The sequence below is a fragment of the Tateyamaria pelophila genome, assembly GCF_019966495.1.
Lineage (GTDB): Bacteria > Pseudomonadota > Alphaproteobacteria > Rhodobacterales > Rhodobacteraceae > Tateyamaria > Tateyamaria pelophila.
Genome location: NZ_JAIMIA010000003.1, coordinates 49,838 through 72,609 on the forward strand (window position 1 = coordinate 49,838; position 22,772 = coordinate 72,609).

A 22,772-nucleotide genomic window follows, 5' to 3' on the forward strand; every position below is an offset into this window, starting at 1 on the left:
GTCCCGGAGAAATGGGCACGCCGAAAGGCAAATGCGCGGTTGTAGCTCAGTTGGTTAGAGTACCGGCCTGTCACGCCGGGGGTCGCGGGTTCGAGCCCCGTCAACCGCGCCACTTCCCTCCCCAAGCCGACAGTTTTGGCCGAAACAGAAAACAGTAGGTTTTCTGGCCATTTTCCGTGTCGGAAAATGGCTGCGCGACGGGTCTGTTTCGCCGAAGCCATGACAGACCGAGACGTTGATCAAGTCGAAAAAAAGGCTGCCGGGAAGGCAGCCTGTCCAAAACTTTTCTGACTTCGGCGTTTAGAAAGACAATCGCTCAGAACGGAATTTCATCGTCAAGATCGCGGCTGGGTGCCGGGCTGCTTGATCCGCCACCCCCGCCGCCGCCATAGTCTCCGCCCCGATCATCGTAACCCATCTGGCCACCACCACCGCCACCGCCAAAGTTCCCGCCGCCACCGCCGCTGTCACGACCATCCAGCATGGTCAGTTCGGACCGGTAGGGGCGCAATACGACTTCGGTGCTGTACTTGTCTTGTCCGGACTGGTCCTGCCACTTGCGCGTTTCGAGTTGGCCCTCGATATAAATCTTGGACCCTTTCTTCAGATACTGCTCGGCGACACGCACCAGCGGTTCCGAGAAGATCGCAACCGAATGCCATTCGGTCCGTTCCTTGCGCTCGCCGGTGTTGCGATCCTTCCACGTCTCTGACGTTGCAATCCGCAAATTGCAGACTTTTCCACCATTTTGGAACGTGCGCACTTCCGGGTCACGCCCCAGATTGCCGATCAGTATGACCTTGTTCACCGACCCTGCCATGTGATTCCCCTTCTTGTCTTTGCGGGCGATACCGATTCCGTACCGCACCCTTGGTTTTCGCCAACCTATACTTCGCCGAAACATGGTTAAAGCCGTGTGTAAGCTTCTGACTGGATCAAATGCAAAAAAAGGGCTATTTGATACGCGAAGCGGAAGATAATTCGTTTGAGGACAGTAGGCACGATGCGGGCAGCAACAAGTGTATTGGTGATTTTTGCTTTGATGGGACAGGCCGCCGCGGCGGATGTTTTTTCCAGCCGAAGCAGATCAAAGCTGTTCAAATCTCAAACTGGTATCCTCGATAATCGCGCGTCCAAACAGTATTCCAATTCGGTGCGCCTGAAACCGCCAACCGTGGTGACGCCCACCAAATGGGACGGCCAGGGCCTGAAATTCAAGGGCAAGTACAACGGGCCTTACCTGACCATGGCCAAATCTGCGGCACAGAAACATGGTGTGCCGGTGAACCTGTTTTTGCGGCTGGTGCAGCAAGAATCAGGTTGGAATTCCAAAGCTGTGTCACACAAGGGCGCCTATGGTCTGGCCCAGCTGATGCCTGAAACCGCCCGTGCATTGGGCGTGGATCGTAAGGATCCCGCCGAAAACCTGGAGGGCGGCGCGCGCTATCTTAAGCAGCAATTTCAAACATTTGGCAATTGGCGCCTCGCTCTGGCGGCTTATAATGCCGGGCCGAATGCGGTCAAAAGACACAATGGTGTCCCGCCCTACAAGGAAACCCGCAACTACGTCCGGGTGATCTGGGGCAGCTGATCCTGCCCTGAGCATTTTCCCGAACGTTCCGATGCACCTTGGCCGAATTTTCAGGTCAGCTTGCAGACACCTTGCGACTTTCCAATCCAGATGAACGAAGGTGTCCGACAGCAACCGTATGCCACCAGTGGTTTGCAATGTGCGGATGCCGGATTTCACGATGGCTTAGCTCAGTCAGACCCTGCATCCTTTTGCACGCACTCCATTTACCCGCCAAGAGCGTGGGTCCGACCCGCAAGAAAATGCGGTGAAGTGCAGAGGGGCATTTCAGGTCGGATGGCGCTCGCACAGAGTAATTTCAATCCTACGCATTGAATGCAAATGGGGCTTTTTCTGTCGCAGAACGGGATATTTAAGCGTCCAATATACTGATGACGATCGACAATATGGACGCCGGTTTGTTCTTGCGTGTTGCGCTGGCGCCACTTTGAATGCGGCACACATCTGCCAAGCGGCCACTTTGCCGTGCGCCCCAAACTCACAGGGTGAAACCCCTCCGCGCATTTCACCCAGAGGATCGCAGAATACCGGAAAACAGGCCGCAGGATGCGACCTGTTTCTCACTCGGCCGCGATTTTGATGACCGGCTCCATCGTGGCCAGTTTTTCGTCGCTGAGGTGGCATTTGACCTGATGACCTTGTGCCAGCATGCGCACCGGTGGCACCTCTTTCTCGCAAAGCCCGCCCGGCACTTCCGATTTCCAGCGACAGCGGGTCTGAAAGGGGCAACCGGGTGGCGGGTTCATCGCCGACGGAATGTCGCCCTCGAGCACGATATGCTGTTTCTGTACGCTGGTATCGGCAATGGGAACCGCCGACAAAAGCGCTTCCGTGTAGGGGTGATAGGGGGGGGAGAAGACCTGATCCGTCGTGCCGAGCTCCACGACATGGCCAAGATACATCACCATGACCCGGTCGCTGAGATAGCGCACAATCGACAGATCATGACTGATGAACAGCAGCGTGGTTTTGTGCTCGCGCTGAATTTCCATCAAAAGATCCGTGACGGCCGCCTGCACCGACACATCAAGGGCCGACACAGGCTCGTCCGCTACAACGATGCGGGCATCCCCGGCAAAGGCGCGGGCAATCCCCACCCGTTGCTTTTGTCCGCCAGACAATTGCCGCGGCATCCGGCCGGCGAATTCACGGGGCAGTTTTACCAGATCAAGCAGTTCCAACATCCGGTCGCGCCGCTCACTTTCGTTCTTGCCGATCTTGAAAATCTCAAGCGCGCGGATGATCTGGCGCCCCACCGTCATGGAGGGGTTCAACGTATCGAACGGGTTCTGAAACACCATCTGAATGTCGGCCACGGTTTGCGTGTCCCGTTTCTCAATCGGAATATCCTGGATCTGGTTGTTGCCCAGGGTGATGGTCCCTTCGGTAGCGGTTTCCAAACCCATCAACACTTTGGCAAAGGTGGACTTGCCGCAGCCGGATTCTCCCACAATGGCGAGGGTCTCGGATTCGCGCGCCTCGAAACTCAACGTTTCATTGGCCTTGACCACCTTCTTTTCACCGGAGGAAAAGAGCGCAGAGGCCGCAACCTCATAGTACTTCTTGAGGTTGTCCATTTTCAGGACAACATCGCCGATCTCGCCCTTGGTCTTGACGTCGGCCAGTTCCATCGGGGCGTTCCAGTCGATCTCCTGAAATCTCAGGCACCGGGTCTCATGGCTGCCATCCTCATTGGCCGGGGCCATTCTGATGGTTTTATCCGCATCGCAACGTCCCGCTTCAAAGTAGTCACAGCGCGGGCCAAAGTTACATCCGGGCGGCCGTTCATGGGGCAGGGGGAAATTGCCGGGTATCGCCACAAGCGGACGCGCGTTCTTGTCCGCGCCGGGCAGGGGGATCGACCGAAACAGCGCCTGCGTGTAGGGGTGCTGCATCTCGTCAAAGACCTGTTCGATGCTGCCACGTTCCACGGCTTCGCCGGAATACATCACACAAATCCGGTCACAGGTCTCCAGAACCAAACCAAGGTTGTGCGAAATGAAGAGCATGGACGTGCCGTATTTCTTGCCCAGATCCTTGACCAACTCAACCACGGCTGCTTCGACGGTTACATCAAGCGCCGTGGTCGGCTCATCCAGGATCAGCAAGGATGGCTCCGACATCAGCGCCATGGCAATCACGATCCGCTGCTGTTGACCCCCCGAAAGCTGGTGCGGGAAGGAGTTCAGGATCCGCTTGGGGTCGGGCAGCTTGACGTCGGTAACCACCTGCAGCGCGCGGTCATAGGCATCCTTTTCCGACATATCCTGGTGGATCATCGGCACTTCCATCAACTGCCGTCCGATCTTCATCGCGGGGTTCAGCGAAGCCATCGGCTCCTGATAGATCATTGCGATCTCCGAGCCGCGAATGGCGCGCAACTCGTCGGCGGTCATCTCCTGCAAATCCTGACCCTTGAACTTGATGGAGCCGCCAACGATGCGCCCGTTCTTGCCAAGGTCCTGCATGACGCCAAGCGCCACCGTGGATTTCCCACAACCCGATTCGCCCACCAGCCCGACCGCTTCACCGGGCTGCACCGTCACCGAAAAATCCATGACCGCAGGAATTTCCCGCAGCCGCGTAAAAAAGGAAATACTCAGCTTGTCGATCTCGAGGATCGGGCCTTCATAATCCAGTTTCGCCATGTGTTGCTCTCCCTGTCGGAGGTGCGGGGATACAGTGTCCCCTGCTTCTCTGTTCTAACAAATCCCGGGGGTCCGGGGGCTGGCCCCCGGTCCCGCATTCTCAACTCAGTCTTTCAGGCTCTCTTCGCGCAATCCGTCCGCCAACAGGTTCAGACCCAGCACCAGCGTCATCAGAGACAGCGCAGGCGGCAGAAGGGGATGAACGTAGGCGCGAATAAGTTGGCGACCGGTGTTGATGGTCGTGCCCCAATCCGGACTTTCGCTTTCCAGACCCAGACCAAAGAAGCCCAAAGTGCCCAGCAGGATCGTGGTATAGCCGATACGCAGACAGAAATCGACGATCAGCGGACCCCGCGCATTGGGCAGGATTTCCCAAAGCATGATGTACCAGGGTCCTTCACCGCGGGTTTGGGCCGCTGCCACGTAGTCGCGTGTCTTGATATCCAGTGCCAGGCCCCGGACGATCCGAAACACGGTTGGCGCGTTCACAAAGACCACGGATACAAAGACCACCAGAATGCCGCCCTCAATGTCAAAGAGGTCAAGGAACTCAGGCAGCAAGTTCACCTTCGTTCCGCTGTCTGAAATCAGCGACAGGTAAATCCAGCCCATGATGCCCAACACCACGATCAAGAGCGGCGTGCGGATGCTTGGCTGCGTGTAGTAGCGCGAGTTCAGCAAGACACCGACAAAGACCAGCGGAAAGACAAAGAGGACCGTCGCCATGTAATTCGGAATGCCCGTGGCCACGATTTCCGGCGTCACCAGCAGGTAGAACAGCAAGATCACCGGGAAGGCGAGGATCAAGTTGGCAAGAAAGGACAGAACCGTGTCCAGCTTGCCGCCATAATATCCCGCAGGCAGGCCCAGCGTGATGCCGACCATAAAGGCGAAAAGCGTGGCCAGCGGTGCGATCTGCACCACCACCCATGCGCCCTTGAACAGGCGGCTGAACACGTCGCGGGCAAGGTTGTCACCACCCAGCAGGTACCAGGGGTATTCGCCATCTTCCGCGCCAAAGAGCGGTGTTCCGGGGCCTTTGTTCTTCATGCCGGAGACCTGGCTGAGGCTGTCGAAGGTGGTGATCCAGTCAAACACACCGGCCATAACCCCTGCAAAGACCCAGAACATCACCAGCGCAAAACCAATCATGCCCACGGTCGAATCAAAGAGTTTGCCATAAAGTCCCAGTTTGCGCTTGAACTTGATCGAAACGACAAAGGTGACGATCAGCGCGATCCAGACCGGGATCAATTGCTGGCTCATACCGCCGACAATGCCGACGCCGGTTGGGCCTGAAATCGCGCCGATCACGATATAGAGCAGCGCCAGTCCGATCAGGCTTGTCCCCAGCCAACGGGTGCCCATCGAAACCATTCCATAAGCGCCACCGGCTGAGCTTAGCGTGCCATCCGGGTTTGTCACGACCCTGTCGCCGCTGCTGACCACGCTCAAAACGATCTGCGCCGTCACGGTCAATGCAAAGAGAATGCCCAAAACAAAGGTCACCGGATCGAGAAATTCGCCAACGGTGCCTGTCCACGTCAAAGGTTCCATAATTCTGACCCTCCCTTAAGAAATGCGGATGCGTGGGTTGAGAAAGACGTAGCCGATATCCGATATCAGCTGCGTGATCAGCACCACGACCACAGAGACGACCGAAACGGCCAGAAGAAGTTCGATGTCATTGTTGCCCGCCGCCTGTACCAGCAACCAGCCAAAGCCCTTATAGTTAAAGAGCGTCTCGACAATGACGACACCGTTCAGAAGCCACGGAATTTGCAACATGATCACGGTGAAAGGCGCGATCAGCGCGTTGCGCAGGGCATGTTTCATCACGATGTTGCCAAAGCTGACCCCCTTGAGCCGTGCAGTCCTTATATACTGCGCCGTCATCACTTCGGTCATCGATGCCCGCGTCATCCGCGCGATATACCCCATCCCGTAAAGCGCGATCGTCAGGACGGGCAGGGTAAAGTTCGCAAATGTCGCATTGTCGATCGCCTGGGTGGCGGAGCCGGAAAACAGTGTTCTGCCATCGATCCAGCCCCATTCCGCCAAGATGGGCGATATGCCGAATTTGGACGAGGCGAGAAGGGCGATGAACACAACCCCGGAGACGTATTCCGGCGTGGCTGTCGTTGCGATCGAGAAGGTCGAGAGCGACCGGTCAAGCCCAGAGCCTTCGCGCATCCCCGCAAGCACGCCGACCAGCAGCGAGAGCGGCACCATCAGGAGCAGTACAAAGCCCATCAGCTTGCCTGTGGCTGCCAGTCGTGTGGCAACCAGACTGCCGACGTCGTCCTGAAAAACCAGAGACGTGCCCCAGTTGCCCTGAAGCACACCGCAGAAGGTGGGCCGCTCTTCGACGGGCGTGTCCTCGGTAAAGCACTTTCCGGTCACTGTGCCATCCGCGGCCACATTGACCCATCCCGGCGCGACCCCCAGCCAGCGGCCGTACTTGATCAACATCGGATCCGTATAGCCACGCGGCTCAAGCCAGCTCTGCACCTCCTCTTCGGACATGCGGAAGTTGCCTTGGGTCTTGGCGAGCTTTTCCAGGTTTGGATAAAGATTTGTCAAAAAGAACACGATGAATGTGAGGCAAATTGCCGTCAGAATCATCACGCCCAGTCGTCGAAGAATGAATAGTCCCATATGTCGCCCCTGTTGGGTGGCTTTAGGCAGGTCGATCTGCCGGTGGATGTGCGGGCCTCATTGAACGTGCCACGCATTTTTAATTTGTTTGCCCTTTGGGGGCCGGTCGTCCGGATCGCAGATTCGGTGCCTGTGTACTCCCTTCGGACCTCAGCCAACCATTTCGCTCGGACGTGTCTGCAATCTGCCGACGTCTTCGGAGCCAGCGCAAGTCGGCTCGGTTTTTAGTTCCGCCGCCATGAGGCAACAGATATCGACATAGGTCAACGGTGTGCATGGATGAATCGAGGTTTATTTGCGACATGCGATTGGATCGTTTGCGACATTTGCAGCGCACGGCACATTTTAGGAGCGAACCGCGCCCGCATCGGAGGCTCGACTTCGGCGCAGGGCCGTGGGGGTCATTTTTGTATGCTGCTGGATGAACCGCGTGAAATACGCCGCCGAACCAAAGCCCAGAAAGCGGGCCACATCCTGCACCGGCACCGATGTCTCCAACAGCGCGATACGCGCGGCATATAGTACCCGTTCGGTCAGCAGATCCGCCGCCGTTTTGCCGGTGGCGGCCTTGCAGGCCTGGGTCAGGTGGGTGGGCGTAACGCCGAGAAACAACGCATTTTCGGTCATTGTCAAACCGTCGCGGTGTCTTCGCACCACGTCTGCGCAAAACGCGGCGCTTAATCGGGCCGCCGCATTCATCGGAAGGGGCAAGTGCTCCGGCAGGGCAATCTGACGCCGCAGCCAGACCGACATCAATGCGATGTGAGCATTCAGCGCATCCTGTGACAGGGATCTGGGATGGGTAACCTCCCGTTACGCGGAGTCAAAGAGCAGGGCCAGTTCCGATATTGTCGTCGTATCGCGCAACCGAAGCTGTTGCGGTCCGGAGGGAAGACGCACCTCAGTGCCGTCCGGGATCACCACGACCTGACCCAGGCCTTGTCGACCCAGATCCAGCGAGAAGAGCGTGTTTGGAGGCACCGAAATCACATTGTTGGTGCCAACCCCACGCCGGGTCCCGTTCAACAGGAGCCGCCCCTGACCACGGGTGACCCAGATCAGCAGGTGGGCCGGATGATCATGCGCCAGGGTCAGCCGCCAGTCCTGTTGCCCGGTCCACTGTGTCAGGCTCGCAACATGTATCGGCGCCAATGACATGCGTTTTGTTCGCTTTCATCAATTCAAGCCGATGTTGTCACCAGAAACCACCGAAATACAGCAAGTAATGTTACCTGTCCGCAAGCGTTGCTGAAGCGATCCGTTGCCAGTCCGGCATCCGTGAGCGAAACCAGGTCCGCTGCCGCTTGGCGTATCGGCGGGTGGCAATGGTTGCGGCCTCAACGGCTTGTGCATATGTCAACTCTCCGTCAAGCACAGCCATCGCTTCGGCCACACCTATGGCTCGACATGACGGCAGACTCGGATCGAATCGGTCTTGCATGGCCCGTGCCTCGTCTAGCCCACCGTCGGACAACATTTGACCAAATCGGTGTCCGATGCGCGGGGTGAGCCACTCTTTTGGGCTGTCCATCACGATGCCGGTATACTGTCCCTTGGCCAGCAATGGGCGCGCCGTATCGTTTTGCCAACTGGTCAAAGACCGGCCTGTCGCGTGCTGGACTTCCCACGCCCGCTGGACCCGGGCGCGGTTGGCCATATCAATCCGGGTCGCCGTTTGCGGATCGATGTCTGTCGCCAGGGCCGCAAGTGACAGAGCGTCCGCCCGTGTGCGCAGGTCTGCAGGGATGGCGGGAATATCTGCCAATCCTTCGGTCAGCGCGCTGAAATACAGCCCCGTACCGCCAACGATGATCGGACGACCCGCCTTGAGAAGCGGGGCGACGTCGCGCAACCAATGCCCGGTGGAGTAGGGCGCATCAAAGGGCAAATGACCGTAAAGAGCGTGCGGCGCGCGTGCTTCCTCCTGAGGTGACGGGCGCGCGGTCAACACCCGCCAGCAGTCGTAAACCTGGCTGGCATCCGCATTTACAATCACCCCGCCGTGCGCCTCGGCGATGGCGAGCGCCAGCGCAGATTTACCCGATGCTGTCGGTCCTGCGATCAATACAGGGCGTTCACGCGAAAAACTTGCGATCAGGTCAGAGATCATGTGCGGCTGTCCATTGAAAACCACCCGCTTTTAGGACAGGTTGCGACGAAATTCAAAGAGTGGGGAATACGACATGGTCGAGATGGAAGCAGGAGCATCCTTCAGCAGGGTCATGCTCAAGATTTCGGGCGAGGCGCTGATGGGCGATCAGGGCTTCGGCCTGCACCCTCCGACGGTCGAACGGATCGCCCGCGAAGTGCAATCGGTGCACGATATGGGCGTCGAAATTTGCATGGTCATCGGCGGCGGTAATATTTTCCGCGGCCTGCAAGGATCGGCGCAGGGAATGGAGCGGACCACGGCCGATTACATGGGCATGCTGGCCACGGTGATGAACGCACTTGCGATGCAGTCGGCGCTCGAAGGGCTCAACATCCACACCCGCGTGATTTCCGCCATCACCATGAACGAAGTGGCGGAACCGTATATTCGCCGCCGCGCCGTCCGCCACCTGCAAAAAAAGCGGGTCTGTATCTTTGCGGCCGGTACTGGCAATCCCTATTTCACGACCGATACGGCCGCGACGCTGCGGGCCAACGAAATGTCCTGCGAAGCGATCTTCAAAGGGACCAAGGTCGACGGTGTCTATGACAAGGACCCTGCCAAACATGCCGATGCCGTGCGCTATGATACGGTCAGTTATGACGATGTGCTGCAAAAAAGGCTGGGCGTGATGGATGCAAGCGCGATTGCACTGGCCCGCGACAACAATCTGCCGATCATCGTCTTTTCACTGGATGAGCCCGGGGGGTTCCGTGGCATTCTTGCGGGCAAGGGGACCTATACGCGCGTGCAGGGGTAACTGCGGAAAAGCTTGCAGTTTTGTCTGTGAATGACACAGCGCCTTGGAAGTGGCGCAACGATCGCAGTTCAATTGACGGGGCGGCTTTGTGTCAGGACTGCCACCTTGGATCCACCAAGCCAACCGAACAGCGGCAAATTCATCTGTTTTTGACACAAATTTCAGGGCCGCGTGGCTTGCGCCGGGCTTCAACCCCTCTGGCCATCCATGCGTGCCTTGATCTATACCGAACCAAATGGGCCCGAACGGGTGAACGAACACAGGGAAAGCGCATGTCCGAAGACTTCATGCTTGATACCGATGATCTTGGCCGCCGGATGGATGGCGCCATGACGAACCTCAAAACCGAATTTGCCTCTTTGCGCACAGGCCGTGCGTCTGCCTCGATGCTGGAACCGGTCATGGTGGATGCTTACGGCTCGATGACGCCGATCAACCAGGTCGGCACCGTCAACGTGCCGGAACCGCGCATGGTCACGATCAACGTGTGGGACAAGGGCCTTGTCGGCAAAGTGGAAAAGGCGATCCGAAACAGTGGCTTGGGGATCAATCCGCAACTGAATGGCACCATCATCATGCTGCCTATCCCCGAGTTGAACGAAGAGCGCCGTCGCGAGCTGACCAAGGTCGCGGCAAGCTATGCCGAAAATGCCCGCGTGTCCGTGCGCAATGTACGCCGTGACGGGATGGACCAGATCAAAAAGGCCAAGGCGGATGGTATGTCGGAAGATGACCAGAAACTGTGGGAAGGCGAAGTTCAGGACATGACGGATGCCGCGATCAAAGCCATCGACGCCCAGCTTGAGCAAAAACAATCCGAGATCATGCAGGTGTGAGCGCACACTCGGTGTGGCCCCTTTTTCGCCTTGCAAGACCCGGGCGGATTGGCGGCGCACCGGTGTCATTGGATGATCCACATACCACATGCCAAATCGCAAGGACCACACAATCGCTGACGCTGAACATATAGGCCCGCGCCACGTCGCAATCATCATGGACGGTAACGGGCGTTGGGCAACGCAACGAGGGCGGCCGCGTCTGTTTGGCCACCGCGCCGGGGCCAAGCGCGTGCGCGAAATCGTGGAGACCTGCCCGGACATCGGTGTCGAGTACCTGACCATCTTTGCCTTCTCGACGGAAAACTGGAAGCGCACGCAGGTCGAAGTCGCAGGGCTGATGAGCCTGTTTCGCCGCTACATCATCAAGGAAACGAGGGCCGTGCACAGCTTTGGGGCTCGCGTGCGCTTTATCGGAGACCGGGTGCAGCTGGACAAGAAGCTGATCGCGCTTATGGACGAACTCGAGACACTGACCGAAAACAACACGCGTGTTCACTTGACCGTTGCGTTGAACTACGGCGGGCGGGACGAAGTGGCCCGCGCCACGCGTCGGCTGGCCGAGGATGTGGCCGCAGGCAAACTGCGCCCGCAGGACGTGACCGAAGAAACCCTGCCAACTTATCTGGACACATGTGTTTTGCCAGATCCTGATCTGGTGATCCGGACCAGTGGCGAGGCGCGCATCTCCAATTTTCTGCTGTGGCAATCGGCCTATGCCGAATACGAATTTGTCGACACGCTCTGGCCCGACTTCTCGCGCAAGGAATTTACGTCGCTGTGTCGGAGTTACGGCATCCGGGATCGCCGTTATGGTGGGGTGAAACGATGAGTGCATCCTCCGAAAAGTGGTCTGACCTGGCCGCCCGCATGGGGTCTGCGCTGGTGATGGTTGTGATCGGGATCTGGGGCATCTGGGTCGGGGGGCATGTGTTTCATGTCCTCGTTTCGGTCATTTGCGGTTTGATGGTATGGGAACTGACGCGGATGCTGGAGGCTGAAAACCGGTCGCTGGCGCTGCAATTGGGATGCGTGTCGGGGGCTGCGTTATTGCTGGCAAGCTACCTGCCCGTCGGATTTGCGCTGCCGCTTTTGCTCGCACCTGCCATGGTGGGGTTCGGACAGTTGGACAGGAATCGCGTCGTCTATATGACCTTTTCGGTTCTGATCCTGATGGCGGGTTACGGCATGATGGGAGTGCGTGATGATCTGGGCTTTGGCTGGATGATCTGGCTGGTCATGGTCGTGATCGTGACCGACGTGGTGGGATATTTCGCCGGTCGCACATTTGGCGGACCCAAGTTCTGGCCCCGTGTCAGTCCGAAAAAAACCTGGTCAGGGACTGTTTCAGGCTGGATCGGGGCAGGGATTGTCGGTGCCCTTTTCGCAATCAACACCGGGACGACACTGCAACTTATCGGCGTTTCGATCGCTCTGTCGATGGCCAGCCAGATGGGCGACATCGCCGAAAGCGCGATCAAACGCAGAACCGGCGTCAAGGACAGTTCTGATCTGATTCCCGGCCATGGCGGCGTGCTGGACCGTTTTGACGGTATGCTTGGCGCATCGGTCTTTCTGCTGATGCTGGGGCAGGTCTCCGGCATTCCCGGAGGGGCTTTGTGACGCGCCGCGTTTCGATCTTTGGGGCAACAGGGTCGATCGGACAAAACACCATTGATCTGATTGCCCGCAATCCGGATGCCTATGATGTGGTGGCCCTGACCGGGGCATCGAATATCGATCTGCTGGCGCGGGACGCGATCCGCCTGGGGGCCGATGTGGCCGTGACAGCCGACGAAACACAGCTTGACGCCTTGCGTGAGGCGCTGCGCGGATCCGGTGTGGAAGCGGCGGCAGGTCAGTCTGCGATGACCGAGGCGGGCTGCCGTCCGGCAGACTGGGTGATGTCGGCGATCGTGGGGGCTGCGGGCCTTGCGCCAAGCATCTGCGCCTTGCAGCAAGGGGCGACACTGGCGCTTGCAAACAAGGAATCGCTGGTCTGTGCCGGGGCCCTGATCCTCGAGACGGCCAAGGCGCATGACGCACGCCTGTTGCCGGTCGACAGCGAACATTCCGCTGTGTTTCAGGCGCTGGTCGGCGAAGACATGAGCGCGGTCGAGCGGATCATCATCACCGCATCTGGCGGAGCATTCCGCGACTGGCCCATCGAAAAACTCGCCAGCGCCACGATTGCCGAAGCTTCGGCGCATCCCAATTGGGACATGGGTCAGCGGATCACCATCGATTCCGCGTCCATGTTTAACAAGGCGCTGGAAATTATTGAAACACATGAATATTTTGGCGTTGCACCTGATCAAATCGAAGTGCTGGTCCACCCTGAATCCCTGATCCACGCGATGGTCGGTTTTCGGGATGGTGCATTGATGGCCCATGTGGGGCCACCCGATATGCGCCACGCCATCGGCTATGCCTTGCACTGGCCCACACGCCAATCGCTGCCGGTCGCGCGTCTGGATCTTGCGGAAATAGGTGCGCTGACCTTCCGCGCGCCAGACGAAGACCGCTGGCCCGCGCTGCGTCTGGCCCGCGAAGTGATGGAGCGCGGCGGCTTGTCCGGTGCAGTGTTCAATGCGGCCAAGGAAACCGCGCTCGATGGTTTCATTGGCGGGGCGCTCTCGTTCCCGGCGATGGCCGAAGTTGTGGAAATCGTGCTGAACGAAACAGATCCAGGTCACATTGACGCCCCGATGACCCTTGATAACGTCATGGTTGTAGACCACATCAGCAGACAAGCGGCGCGCAAAGCGATCGAGCAACGAGCAGGATAGCATTTTGGACATTTCGGCCCTCATACCCGCCTTTGGCGGCCTTGCCTGGACCATCTTTTTCTTTGTCGTGGCGCTCAGCATCATCGTGGCGATCCATGAATATGGCCATTACATCGTGGGCCGGTGGTCGGGCATTCATGCGGATGTGTTTTCGATCGGGTTTGGCCCCGTTCTTTACAGCCGGGTCGACAAGCGCGGTACACGTTGGCAAATCGCGGCCTTGCCCTTTGGTGGTTATGTGAAATTCGCGGGCGACGCGGATGCAGCTTCCGGCAAAGACACCGAGGCCATGGCCGAAGCGGCCGAAGATCCCGAACGGTTGCGCAAGACGATGCACGGCGCGCCGCTCTGGGCGCGGGCGGCGACCGTCGCGGCGGGCCCGGCGTTCAACTTTGCCCTGTCGATCATCGTCTTCGCCATCGTTGGATATTCAAACGGCGTAGTCCGTGATCCGCTGACCGTCGGCGAACTGCGCCCATTGCCCGCACAGGTGCAGGAACTGCGGGAAGGCGACGTGGTGTTGGCGATCAACGGCGTCCCCGTTCCGAGTGTCGAAGATGCAGCCTACGGCGATCTGATGAATGACCTGCCCGGTGAGCCGATCCTGGACTATACGATCATCCGGGACGGCTCCGAGATGATCGTGCAGGGGCCGTATCTGCGCCCTGCCTTGATCAGCGCGGTCAGCCCGCAAAGTGCGGCACTTGCCGCCGATCTGGCCCCCGGTGATGTGATTGTCGGAATTGATGGCGCGCCGATCTTTGCCTTTGGGCAGCTGGTCGTTGCGGTGGAAGGCTCCGATGGCCGCAGCCTGAACCTGTCTGTCTGGCGCGACGGCGACGTGACCGACAAGGTCCTCACCCCCAAACGCGTCGACGAACCGCAACCGGACGGTGGATTTGCCACACAATGGCGGATTGGTGTCGCGAGCGGTAATGCCTTTGAGGCAGCAACTGAATCGCCCGGCATCGGCGCCGCGATCAGCGGTGGCGTGGCGCAGACCTGGCGCATCATCAACGGCTCGATTTCGGGGCTGGGTCACATGATCACCGGCTCTATCAGCACCTGCAACCTGTCCGGACCCATCGGGATTGCCCAGGTTTCAGGCACAATGGCCAGTCAGGGCGCCCAGAGCTTCATCTGGTTCATCGCTGTGTTGTCGACGGCGGTTGGGTTACTCAACCTGTTTCCGATTCCGGCACTGGATGGCGGGCACCTTGTTTTCTACGCCTATGAGGCTGTCACGGGGCGGCCGCCCAGCGACCGGGCATTGCGCGTTTTGATGGGGGCGGGGCTGGCGCTTGTTTTGTCCTTGATGGTGTTTGCGCTCGCGAATGATCTATTTTGCCCCTGAGCGGGGGCGTGATGCGTCGAAATGCCTGAATTCCGCCACATTTGTATCAATCTTGTGTCCCAATCCCGGACTACTCTGATTCCAAGAGGAAGGATGAGACGATGCAAACACTTCAAAGTGGATACCGGGGCCTGAGCCTTCTGATGCTGCTCAACTCGGATCGTGTGCTGTATGCGATGACGCTGATGGCGGCCCTTCTGGCTGGTGCTTGGCTGGGTGGCCTCTAGGGCAACCTCAAACACTGTGACACTTCTGTCGCCCACGCTTTTGCGTGGGTGTTTGTGCTTTTGACAAGCCCTCTCAATCCCGTTACTTCCTTTCTGTATTATAGAAATCTGAACACGTGGGGCAAAATCATGGGATTGAGGATGACAGGCGTGAGTGGCAAACAGCAGTACCAGCACCGAAACGCAATACAGGCTCTTTTGATTTTAGCGCTGATTTCAGTCGCTTGGATGACTCAGCTTGCTCCGGCTTTCGCGCAGGAGTTTCGATTCACCCGCATCGTGGTCGAAGGCAATGAACGCGTCGGCGACGCGGCCGTGGTGACACGGGCCGGAATCGCTTCGGGGCAGACCGTATCGGCAGGCCAGGTAAATGATGCGTTGCAAAATCTCCAAACCAGCGGATTGTTTGAAACCGTGACCGTGGAACCGCAGGGATCGACACTGTTGATCACGGTGGTTGAACGGCCCACGTTGAACAGGGTCACGTTCGAAGGCAACCGGCGTATCGACGATGAAGCCTTGGCCGAAGTGATCGAAAGCCAGGAACGCCTGGTGTTCAGCACCGCTCAGGTCGAGCGCGACGTAGCGGCCATCGCAGAGCTGTATTCTGCGCAGGGACGGATCGCAGCCCGGGTCAGCCCAAGGATCATCCGCCGGTCTGATAACCGCGTGGACCTGATTTTCGAGATTTTCGAAGGCGATGTCATCGAAATCGAGCGCCTCAGCTTTGTTGGCAACCGTGCCTTTTCGGATCGCCGCCTGCGCCGCGTCTTGCAGACCAAGCAAGCGGGGATCTTCCGGGCACTGATCACGAGCGATACGCTGATCGAGGACCGCGTCGAGTTCGACAAGCAAGTGCTTCAGGATTTTTACTTTTCGCGCGGCTATGTCGATTTCCGGACCTTGAGCGCCAATGCCCAGTTGACCGAAGAACGCGATGGTTTCTTTCTGGTGTTCACCGTTGAGGAAGGCCAGCAATTCACGTTTGGCGAAATATCGGTGTCTTCCGATCTGCCTGGACTCGACCTCGGCGTGTATCAGGATGCGGTCCGGGTTCGTCCGGGCGTTGTCTATTCGCCGCTATTGGTCGAAAATGAAATCGCGCGTCTCGAGCGCCAGGGACAACGCGACGGTGTCGACTTCCTGCGGGTTGAACCACGTGTTACGCGCAACGACCGTGACCTGACGCTGGATGTGGAGCTGTTTCTGAGCCGTGGGCCCCGGGTTTTTGTTGAAAGGATCGATATCGAGGGCAACACCACGACGCTTGACCGCGTCATCCGCCGCCAATTCAGAATTGCCGAAGGGGACCCGTTCAATCCACGCGAGATCCGTGACGCGGCCGAACGGATCCGGGCGCTTGATTTCTTTGGCGACACCAGCGTCAACGCGCGTGAAGGCTCGCGACCAGACCAGGTGATCATCGACGTGGACGTCGAAGAACAGCCAACCGGATCTCTGAACTTCGGTGGATCTTACGCGGTGAACGAAGGCTTCGGCCTTGCGATCGGCTTCACGGAACGTAACTTTCTTGGACGCGGACAGACTTTCGGTCTGAACTTTTCGACGGCACAAGATGCTGGGCAATATGGTTTGACGTTCATCGAACCCGCCTTTCTGGGCCGCGATGTCGCCTTCGGTCTGTCCCTGCGATATTCGGAATCCGACAGTAGCTTCAACAACTATGATACCGAAAGCTTCCTGTTCAGCCCCTCGCTGACATTCCCGGTGAGTGAGAACGGTACTCTCTCGTTGCGCTACACGGTCCGCCGCCAGAAGATGTTGGATCGCGATCCGATCGAAAACGGCGCTGTCGTGCAGACCGAGATTGATGCGGGCCGGGAACTCGCCTCGGGTCTGGGCTACACTTATGTGTACGACACACGCACAACTGGCCTTGATCCGAATTCCGGAGTTCTTTTCGAGTTTGGTCAGGATTTTGCTGGACTTGGCGGCGACTCAGAGTTCATCCGGACAACTGCAAAAATCGTCGGCGAGCGTCGCGTGCTGAGCGAAGATGTCGTGCTGCGGGCGACGGTTGAGGGCGGTGCGCTGAATTGGCGCGGCGGGACGAACCGGACGATTGACCGGTTCCAGGTCGGACCTCGTATCTTCCGTGGCTTTGAGCCGGGCGGTATTGGCCCACGCGATTTCTCGGCACCAGACGATCCGGATGCGTTGGGTGGCAACCTTTTTGCCGTAGCCCGTCTGGAAGCTGAATTCCCTGTTGGACTGCCCGACGAATGGGGCCTGCGCGGTGCGTTGTTCACGGATGCGGGTAACTTGTGGAACCTTGATGACGTGGACCTGACGGGGGGTGATATCAAAGGCGAAAACGGGTCGCTCCGTGTTGTCGTCGGCGCTTCGATCCTTTGGGACACAATCATCGGGCCTTTGCGCTTCAACTTCAGCAAGGCCGTCAAAAAGGAAAGCTTTGACCGGGAACAATCGTTTGATGTAACCCTGTCGTCCAACTTCTGATCCGATGTGGCGCTTCGCCCGATACATGCTTTTGGCGCTGGCCTTGACAGGGGCCAGCGCTGTCTTTGCGCAGGATTTGCGCAGTCCTGTCTTGACCGTAGACAGCGACCGGTTGTACCGCGACAGTGACTTTGGCAAACGCGTGGCGCAGGAGATCGAAACGCTCGGCCGCGCGATGGCTGAAGAAAACCGGGTGCTCGAAGCCGAACTCGAAGCCGAAGAGCGCAGCCTGACCGCGCAACGCGCCGAACTCACACCCGAAGATTTCCGGACGCTCGCGGACGCTTTTGACGCCCGTGTTCAGAAGATCCGCCGCGAACGCGAATCCCAAAACCGGCTTTTGAGCGAGCAGTTGGAAGAAAACCGTGTGCGGTTCCTGAATGCGGCGGCTCCGGTTTTGGAAGACATCATGCGAGAGGCCGGTGCGGGCATCATTCTTGAACGCCGCGGTGTCTTCATCAGTGCCAATGCCATCGACATCACCGTTGCCGCAATCGAGCGGATCAATTCCGTGCTCGGCGATGGTGTGCCCGCGTCCGAATAGGTCCCGCGCTTGCGGCACCGCATCGCCCTTGCTAGTCAGGTGCTCAGCAAACCCGTATCAGCGAGGCCGGAACAGACAATGAGCACAGAACTTCTTACAGCAGATATCGGGCTGATCCAGCGCATCATTCCGCACCGTTATCCGTTTTTGCTGGTCGACAAGGTCATCGATATCGACGGCTACACGTCTGCGACCGGCATCAAGAACGTCACCATGAACGAGCCGCATTTTCAGGGCCATTTTCCGGGCAAACCCATCATGCCGGGTGTGACAATCGTCGAGGCGATGGCTCAGACGGCGGCCGTAATGGTGGGCACGGCTCTGGAGATGATGGACAAGAACATGCTGGTCTATTTCATGGCCATCGACAAATGCAAGTTCCGCCGCATGGTCGTGCCGGGAGATGTTTTGTACCTCAATCTGACCACGACGCGTGGCAAACCGGGCGCCAAAGTCTGGAAATTTGCCGGAGTCGCACAAGTCGACGGTGAGATGGCGTGCGAAGCGGAATTCACGGCGATGATGGATTTGCCCGCTGCATGAGCGACGTGCGGGTCCACCCTTCGGCTGTGATCGAGGCTGGTGCGCGGATTGATCCGTCCGCCTCGGTTGGGCCATTTTCTGTGGTGGGTCCGGACGTGGTGCTGGGCCCGAGGGTTGCGCTGAAAAGCCATGTAGTCGTGTCCGGGCAAACGGTGATCGGTGCCGATACGGTGGTTTTTCCGTTCGCCGTGCTCGGAGAAATCCCGCAAGACCTCAAGTTCAAGGGGGAAGACAGCCGCCTCGAGATTGGTGAACGCAACCGCATCCGAGAGCATGTGACGATGAATGGCGGCACGCGCTATGGCGGTGGTGTGACCCGGATCGGCGATGATTGCCTGTTCATGGCAGGTTGCCACATTGCCCATGATGCCCGGGTGGGGAACCGGGTCGTGGTCGTGAATGCGGCGGGCGTCGCGGGGCACTGTATTCTCGAAGACGATGTGATTCTGGGTGGATTGTCCGGCGTGCATCAGTTTGTGCGAATCGGGCGTGGGGCGGTTATCGGTGCTGTCACGATGGTGACCCATGACGTGATCCCCTACGGCCTCGTACAGGCGCCGCGCGGGGAATTGGACGGGCTGAACCTTGTGGGTCTCAAGCGACGTGGCGTTGACCGTGTCGATATCACGGCGCTGCGGGCGGCTTACCAGATGCTGGCCCAGGGCGACGGCACCTTTCATGACAGGGCGGCCAAGCTTGGCTCCGAGACGGACAGTCAATATGTGCGCGATATTGTCGACTTCGTCATGGGCGAAAGTGACCGTTCCTTTCTGACCCCGCGCTGATGCTGGCGCTGATCACAGGGCGCGGTGGCTTGCCGATTGCTGTGGCAGAGGCGCTTGCGACCCGTCCGCTGGTTTGCGCTCTGAACGGGCAGGGGCCGGACGGGCTGATCCCCGACATTACATTTCGGATCGAGCATCTGGGCACATTGCTGTCCACGCTGAAGTCGGCGGCGGTGACCGACGTGTGCTTGTGTGGATCCATTGATCGGCCGAGGCTTGATCTGGACAAGGTGGACACTGCCACGGCGCCTTTGTTGCCGGTCCTGGCCGGGGCTGTTGCGTCGGGCGAGGACAGTGCCCTGCGCGCAGTGATCGGCATTTTTGAGCAGGCCGGGTTCGGTGTCCGCGCGGCCCATGATCTGGCGCCCGATTTGCTCCCGCCCGCGGGTCTTCTGACATCTGCGCCTGTCCCGCAGGAGGCCGGGTCAGATGTGGCGCTGGCCTTGCGTGTTCTTGAAGCGCATGGGGCTGCCGATCTTGGGCAATCTTGCGTCATTCAGAACGGGACGGTCCTCGCTCGCGAGGATGCGCGTGGTACTGATGCAATGCTTGAGGGTTTGGGCCCTACGCCTGTCGCCACAGACAGACCGGATCCGTTCTCTGGCATGATGGACATGGCCGGTGATCTGTTGGGCGATGCGGCGGATTGGCTGTCCGGTGATGCCAAACCGGATGCGGTTCGGGCGGGAATGCTCTTCAAGGCCCCGAAACCGGGTCAGGATCATCGCATTGACTTGCCCACCATCGGGCCAGTGACCGCGGAGAAGGCCAGTGCCGCCGGCCTGGCCGGGATCGTGATTGCCCAAGGGGGCGTTATCGTCCTTGAGCAGGCCCGCGTTCTGGACAAGTTGAATGCAGCGGGCATGTATCTGTGGGTGCGCTGAAGGTCTTTGTCGTTGCGGGGGAACCTTCGGGGGATGCGCTTGGCGGCGCGCTCATGGCGGGCTTGCGTGTGCTCGCGCCAGACGTGTGCTTTGACGGTGTCGGCGGGCCAATGATGCAGGCGCAGGGCCTCACCAGCCGGTTCGATATGTCGGAATTGTCCGTGATGGGCATCGCTGAGATATTGCCGAGGTATCGGAACCTCAAGCGGCGTATCACGCAGACCGCGCAGGCGGTGATCGAGACGCACCCGGATGTTCTGATCACCATCGACAGCCCTGATTTTTGTTTGCGCGTTGCCAGGCAGGTGAAAGCCGGCAGTGACATTCGGACCGTGCATTACGTGGCCCCGACGGTCTGGGCGTGGCGTTCGGGGCGGGCGGCCAGGATGGCCCGGGTCATCGATCATGTGTTGGCGCTGTTTCCGTTTGAGCCGCCTTACATGACGGCTGTCGGCATGACCTGTGATTTTGTCGGGCACCCGGTGGCAACCGCGCCGCGGGCGACAGAGGCAGACTGCGCGGCTTTCCGTGCGAAACACGGTTTGGAAAAAGCGTCTCCTCTGGTGTTGGTCCTGCCCGGTTCGCGGCAAGGGGAAGTGCGCCGGATGGGGCCGGTTTTTGGAGCGGCCTTGGGACAGATGGCGCGGTCGCATCCAGATATGCGGATCGTGTTGCCTTCGGCGGCGGCCGTGGCAGATCTTGTTGCCGCACAGGTAAGGGATTGGCCGATTGCCCCGCTTCTGATTGATCCCCGGGTGATGTCATTGGACGCAGGGCAGGCCGAAAAGCGCGCGGCGTTTCGCGCAGCGGATGTCGCGCTGGCCACGTCGGGAACCGTGGCCTTGGAACTGGCGGCCGCTGGCACACCAATGGTGAGCGCCTATGATTTTCACTGGCTGAGCCGGGCGATCATCCGCCGGATGGTGACCACGGACACCGGCAACCTGATCAACCTTGTCTCTGACACCCGCGTTGTTCCAGAGGTGATCGGCAAGGCCCTGACGGTAGAAAACACCGTGCGCGCGATGGCGCAGGTCTTGGCTGATCCAACCGCGCAACGTGCAGCCATGATCCAAACGATGGACGCGCTTGGCCGGGGCGGCGAAGACCCCGGATTGCGCGCCGCGCGCTCTGTTCTGAGGAGCATCTAATCCGAAGGCGCGCCTTGCGGCGCAAACTCTTGTTGATTTCGCCCTTTGTCGGGCAACTGCGCCTTGGATTAGCCCAATTGGACCAAGGCGTGCCGTTTCTTGCCAGCCGAGAGCTTTATGGGTGAGCCGAGCGCGCCTGCGTCGATCATCAGGCCCGCATTGGTCAGGGGCGCGTCGTCCATCCTGGCACCACCTTCTGAAATCAGCCGCTTGGCCTCTTTTCCGGATCCGGCGAGGCCGGATTTGACGATCAGTTGCACGATGCTGATCCCATCACCGATGTCGGCGGTCGAGAGCGTCAATGTCGGCAGGTCATCGCCCACGCCGCCCTTTTCGAATACCTCACGCGCGGTATCGGCCGCGGCCGCTGCGGCCTCGGCCCCGTGCAGCAGAGCCGTGACTTCGGTGGCAAGGCGCACCTTGGCCTCATTGATTTCCGACCCTTCAAGGGCCCCGAGACGGTCGCATTCGTCCAGCGGAAGCTCGGTGTAGAGATTCAGGAAACGGCCTACATCCGCGTCCGTCGTGTTGCGCCAGAACTGCCAGAATTCGTAGGGCGACAGCATGTCCGCGTTGAGCCAGATCGCGCCTGCCTGCGATTTGCCCATCTTCTTGCCATCCGATGTGGTCAACAGGGGCGATGTGAGGCCGTAAACCTCACCTTCGATCACGCGCCGGGTCAGGTCGATCCCGTTGACGATATTGCCCCATTGATCCGACCCGCCAAGTTGCAGGATACAGCCGTAACGGCGGTGAAGTTCCATGAAATCATAGGCTTGCAGGATCATGTAATTGAATTCGAGGAAAGACAACGACTGTTCGCGGTCGAGCCGGGACTTGACGGACTCAAAGCTCAGCATCCGGTTGATCGAAAAATGCCGACCGATGTCCCGCAGGAAATCGAGGTAGTTCAGGTTGTCCAACCACTCGGCATTGTTGATCATCATCGCCTTGTCGTCGCCGTAGTCGATATAGGCCGAAAACACTTTTTTGATGCCAGCGATATTGGCGTCGATCTGTTCGGGGCCAAGCAGGGGGCGTTCATCGGCACGAAACGAAGGATCGCCCACCTTGGTGGTGCCGCCGCCCATCAGCGTGATGGGTCGATGCCCGGTTTTCTGGAACCAGCGCAGCATCATGATCTGGATGAGCGAGCCCACATGCAACGACTCCGCCGTCGCATCAAAACCGATATAGGCCGACTGCACACCGCTCAGCAGCGCTTCGTCCAGCGATTGCAGATCGGTGCAATCGGCAAGGAACCCGCGGCTCTGCATGACGTGCAGGAAATCGGATCTGGGTGTGTAGGTCATTGTGCTTGTCCTTGGAACGGCTCCGGCGCAGTCTATACGGGGGCAAGAGGCAAAGG

Annotated in this window: 22 protein-coding genes and 1 tRNA gene; 15 read left to right on the plus strand and 8 right to left on the minus strand. The window is 59.0% G+C overall.

Annotated features, from left to right (window positions below):
- Window positions 1–35: 35 nt before the first annotated feature.
- A tRNA-Asp gene (locus LC354_RS01870) sits at window positions 36–112 on the plus strand.
- 204 nt (window positions 113–316) lie between these two features.
- Here LC354_RS01870 and ssb read toward each other — a convergent pair.
- The gene (gene ssb / locus LC354_RS01875; protein WP_223421133.1) at window positions 317–820 is read right to left on the minus strand and encodes a single-stranded DNA-binding protein; all 504 of its coding nucleotides are present in this window, start codon (window positions 818–820) and stop codon (window positions 317–319) included.
- Between the two features lie 183 nt (window positions 821–1,003).
- Here ssb and LC354_RS01880 point away from each other — a divergent pair, with 183 nt between their 5' ends.
- On the plus strand, window positions 1,004–1,591 hold the full coding sequence (locus LC354_RS01880) for a lytic transglycosylase domain-containing protein (protein ID WP_223421134.1): 588 nt from the start codon (window positions 1,004–1,006) through the stop codon (window positions 1,589–1,591).
- A 560-nt stretch (window positions 1,592–2,151) separates the two neighbouring features.
- Here LC354_RS01880 and LC354_RS01885 read toward each other — a convergent pair.
- The 6 genes from LC354_RS01885 to miaA all read right to left on the minus strand — a co-directional run bounded on the left by LC354_RS01885 (window position 2,152) and on the right by miaA (window position 9,007).
- Complete coding sequence (locus tag LC354_RS01885; RefSeq protein WP_223421135.1) at window positions 2,152–4,239, minus strand: dipeptide ABC transporter ATP-binding protein; 2,088 nt, start codon at window positions 4,237–4,239, stop codon at window positions 2,152–2,154.
- Window positions 4,240–4,344: 105 nt separating this feature from the next.
- Window positions 4,345–5,796, minus strand: coding sequence for an ABC transporter permease (locus tag LC354_RS01890; RefSeq protein WP_223421136.1), 1,452 nt, complete (start codon window positions 5,794–5,796; stop codon window positions 4,345–4,347).
- A gap of 15 nt (window positions 5,797–5,811) precedes the next feature.
- The gene (locus tag LC354_RS01895; RefSeq protein ID WP_223421137.1) at window positions 5,812–6,897 is read right to left on the minus strand and encodes an ABC transporter permease; all 1,086 of its coding nucleotides are present in this window, start codon (window positions 6,895–6,897) and stop codon (window positions 5,812–5,814) included.
- A 345-nt stretch (window positions 6,898–7,242) separates the two neighbouring features.
- Window positions 7,243–7,524 carry a helix-turn-helix transcriptional regulator gene (locus LC354_RS01900; RefSeq protein ID WP_223421138.1) on the minus strand — a complete coding sequence of 94 codons (282 nt, stop codon included), beginning with the start codon at window positions 7,522–7,524 and terminating at the stop codon, window positions 7,243–7,245.
- Window positions 7,525–7,710: 186 nt separating this feature from the next.
- Window positions 7,711–8,055: an AraC family ligand binding domain-containing protein gene (locus LC354_RS01905; protein ID WP_223421139.1), complete on the minus strand. Its 345-nt coding sequence runs from the start codon at window positions 8,053–8,055 to the stop codon at window positions 7,711–7,713.
- A 70-nt stretch (window positions 8,056–8,125) separates the two neighbouring features.
- Window positions 8,126–9,007, minus strand: coding sequence for a tRNA (adenosine(37)-N6)-dimethylallyltransferase MiaA (gene miaA, locus LC354_RS01910; RefSeq protein ID WP_223421140.1), 882 nt, complete (start codon window positions 9,005–9,007; stop codon window positions 8,126–8,128).
- Window positions 9,008–9,080: 73 nt separating this feature from the next.
- Between miaA and pyrH the strand changes: the two genes are divergently transcribed.
- From pyrH to lpxB, 13 genes are all read left to right on the plus strand, one after another.
- A complete protein-coding gene (pyrH, locus tag LC354_RS01915; RefSeq protein WP_223421141.1) occupies window positions 9,081–9,809 on the plus strand; it encodes a UMP kinase in 729 nt (242 codons plus the stop codon).
- Between the two features lie 272 nt (window positions 9,810–10,081).
- Window positions 10,082–10,645 (plus strand): ribosome recycling factor, encoded by a 564-nt coding sequence (gene frr, locus LC354_RS01920; RefSeq protein ID WP_223421142.1) that lies wholly within the window; start codon window positions 10,082–10,084, stop codon window positions 10,643–10,645.
- Between the two features lie 88 nt (window positions 10,646–10,733).
- The gene (gene uppS, locus LC354_RS01925; RefSeq protein WP_223421143.1) at window positions 10,734–11,477 is read left to right on the plus strand and encodes a polyprenyl diphosphate synthase; all 744 of its coding nucleotides are present in this window, start codon (window positions 10,734–10,736) and stop codon (window positions 11,475–11,477) included.
- Window positions 11,474–12,268 carry a phosphatidate cytidylyltransferase gene (locus LC354_RS01930; RefSeq protein WP_223421144.1) on the plus strand — a complete coding sequence of 265 codons (795 nt, stop codon included), beginning with the start codon at window positions 11,474–11,476 and terminating at the stop codon, window positions 12,266–12,268. Before uppS ends, LC354_RS01930 begins: the two co-directional genes overlap by 4 nt.
- The gene (dxr, locus tag LC354_RS01935) at window positions 12,265–13,434 is read left to right on the plus strand and encodes a 1-deoxy-D-xylulose-5-phosphate reductoisomerase (RefSeq protein WP_223421145.1); all 1,170 of its coding nucleotides are present in this window, start codon (window positions 12,265–12,267) and stop codon (window positions 13,432–13,434) included. The genes LC354_RS01930 and dxr overlap by 4 nt, the downstream gene beginning before the upstream one ends.
- Before the next feature lie 4 nt (window positions 13,435–13,438).
- Window positions 13,439–14,788 (plus strand): RIP metalloprotease RseP, encoded by a 1,350-nt coding sequence (gene rseP / locus LC354_RS01940; protein ID WP_223421146.1) that lies wholly within the window; start codon window positions 13,439–13,441, stop codon window positions 14,786–14,788.
- A 101-nt stretch (window positions 14,789–14,889) separates the two neighbouring features.
- Window positions 14,890–15,015, plus strand: a complete 126-nt coding sequence (locus LC354_RS27640) for a hypothetical protein (protein ID WP_263289275.1) — start codon at window positions 14,890–14,892, stop codon at window positions 15,013–15,015.
- A 141-nt stretch (window positions 15,016–15,156) separates the two neighbouring features.
- Window positions 15,157–17,496 (plus strand): outer membrane protein assembly factor BamA, encoded by a 2,340-nt coding sequence (gene bamA / locus LC354_RS01945; protein ID WP_399202773.1) that lies wholly within the window; start codon window positions 15,157–15,159, stop codon window positions 17,494–17,496.
- A gap of 25 nt (window positions 17,497–17,521) precedes the next feature.
- Window positions 17,522–18,040: an OmpH family outer membrane protein gene (locus tag LC354_RS01950; RefSeq protein WP_223421147.1), complete on the plus strand. Its 519-nt coding sequence runs from the start codon at window positions 17,522–17,524 to the stop codon at window positions 18,038–18,040.
- Window positions 18,041–18,118: 78 nt separating this feature from the next.
- Window positions 18,119–18,583: a 3-hydroxyacyl-ACP dehydratase FabZ gene (fabZ, locus tag LC354_RS01955; protein WP_223421148.1), complete on the plus strand. Its 465-nt coding sequence runs from the start codon at window positions 18,119–18,121 to the stop codon at window positions 18,581–18,583.
- On the plus strand, window positions 18,580–19,368 hold the full coding sequence (gene lpxA, locus LC354_RS01960) for an acyl-ACP--UDP-N-acetylglucosamine O-acyltransferase (RefSeq protein ID WP_223421149.1): 789 nt from the start codon (window positions 18,580–18,582) through the stop codon (window positions 19,366–19,368). Before fabZ ends, lpxA begins: the two co-directional genes overlap by 4 nt.
- Window positions 19,368–20,252, plus strand: coding sequence for an LpxI family protein (locus LC354_RS01965; RefSeq protein WP_223421150.1), 885 nt, complete (start codon window positions 19,368–19,370; stop codon window positions 20,250–20,252). The genes lpxA and LC354_RS01965 overlap by 1 nt, the downstream gene beginning before the upstream one ends.
- On the plus strand, window positions 20,249–21,403 hold the full coding sequence (gene lpxB / locus LC354_RS01970) for a lipid-A-disaccharide synthase (protein ID WP_223421209.1): 1,155 nt from the start codon (window positions 20,249–20,251) through the stop codon (window positions 21,401–21,403). The genes LC354_RS01965 and lpxB overlap by 4 nt, the downstream gene beginning before the upstream one ends.
- A gap of 68 nt (window positions 21,404–21,471) precedes the next feature.
- On the opposite strand, the gene tyrS is transcribed toward lpxB, so the two are convergent.
- A complete protein-coding gene (gene tyrS / locus LC354_RS01975) occupies window positions 21,472–22,716 on the minus strand; it encodes a tyrosine--tRNA ligase (RefSeq protein WP_223421151.1) in 1,245 nt (414 codons plus the stop codon).
- Between the last annotated feature and the right edge of the window lie 56 nt (window positions 22,717–22,772).

Excerpts from the sequence above, each read along its gene's own strand:
- ssb (WP_223421133.1), bottom strand. The coding sequence starts at position 820 with ATGGCAGGGTCGGTGAACAAGGTCATACTGATCGGCAATCTGGGGCGT.
- LC354_RS01880 (WP_223421134.1), top strand. The coding sequence starts at position 1,004 with ATGCGGGCAGCAACAAGTGTATTGGTGATTTTTGCTTTGATGGGACAG.
- LC354_RS01885 (WP_223421135.1), bottom strand. The coding sequence starts at position 4,239 with ATGGCGAAACTGGATTATGAAGGCCCGATCCTCGAGATCGACAAGCTG.
- LC354_RS01890 (WP_223421136.1), bottom strand. The coding sequence starts at position 5,796 with ATGGAACCTTTGACGTGGACAGGCACCGTTGGCGAATTTCTCGATCCG.
- LC354_RS01895 (WP_223421137.1), bottom strand. The coding sequence starts at position 6,897 with ATGGGACTATTCATTCTTCGACGACTGGGCGTGATGATTCTGACGGCA.
- LC354_RS01900 (WP_223421138.1), bottom strand. The coding sequence starts at position 7,524 with ATGACCGAAAATGCGTTGTTTCTCGGCGTTACGCCCACCCACCTGACC.
- LC354_RS01905 (WP_223421139.1), bottom strand. The coding sequence starts at position 8,055 with ATGTCATTGGCGCCGATACATGTTGCGAGCCTGACACAGTGGACCGGG.
- miaA (WP_223421140.1), bottom strand. The coding sequence starts at position 9,007 with ATGATCTCTGACCTGATCGCAAGTTTTTCGCGTGAACGCCCTGTATTG.
- pyrH (WP_223421141.1), top strand. The coding sequence starts at position 9,081 with ATGGTCGAGATGGAAGCAGGAGCATCCTTCAGCAGGGTCATGCTCAAG.
- frr (WP_223421142.1), top strand. The coding sequence starts at position 10,082 with ATGTCCGAAGACTTCATGCTTGATACCGATGATCTTGGCCGCCGGATG.
- uppS (WP_223421143.1), top strand. The coding sequence starts at position 10,734 with ATGCCAAATCGCAAGGACCACACAATCGCTGACGCTGAACATATAGGC.
- LC354_RS01930 (WP_223421144.1), top strand. The coding sequence starts at position 11,474 with ATGAGTGCATCCTCCGAAAAGTGGTCTGACCTGGCCGCCCGCATGGGG.
- LC354_RS27640 (WP_263289275.1), top strand. The coding sequence starts at position 14,890 with ATGCAAACACTTCAAAGTGGATACCGGGGCCTGAGCCTTCTGATGCTG.
- bamA (WP_399202773.1), top strand. The coding sequence starts at position 15,157 with ATGACAGGCGTGAGTGGCAAACAGCAGTACCAGCACCGAAACGCAATA.
- LC354_RS01950 (WP_223421147.1), top strand. The coding sequence starts at position 17,522 with ATGCTTTTGGCGCTGGCCTTGACAGGGGCCAGCGCTGTCTTTGCGCAG.
- fabZ (WP_223421148.1), top strand. The coding sequence starts at position 18,119 with ATGAGCACAGAACTTCTTACAGCAGATATCGGGCTGATCCAGCGCATC.
- lpxA (WP_223421149.1), top strand. The coding sequence starts at position 18,580 with ATGAGCGACGTGCGGGTCCACCCTTCGGCTGTGATCGAGGCTGGTGCG.
- LC354_RS01965 (WP_223421150.1), top strand. The coding sequence starts at position 19,368 with ATGCTGGCGCTGATCACAGGGCGCGGTGGCTTGCCGATTGCTGTGGCA.
- tyrS (WP_223421151.1), bottom strand. The coding sequence starts at position 22,716 with ATGACCTACACACCCAGATCCGATTTCCTGCACGTCATGCAGAGCCGC.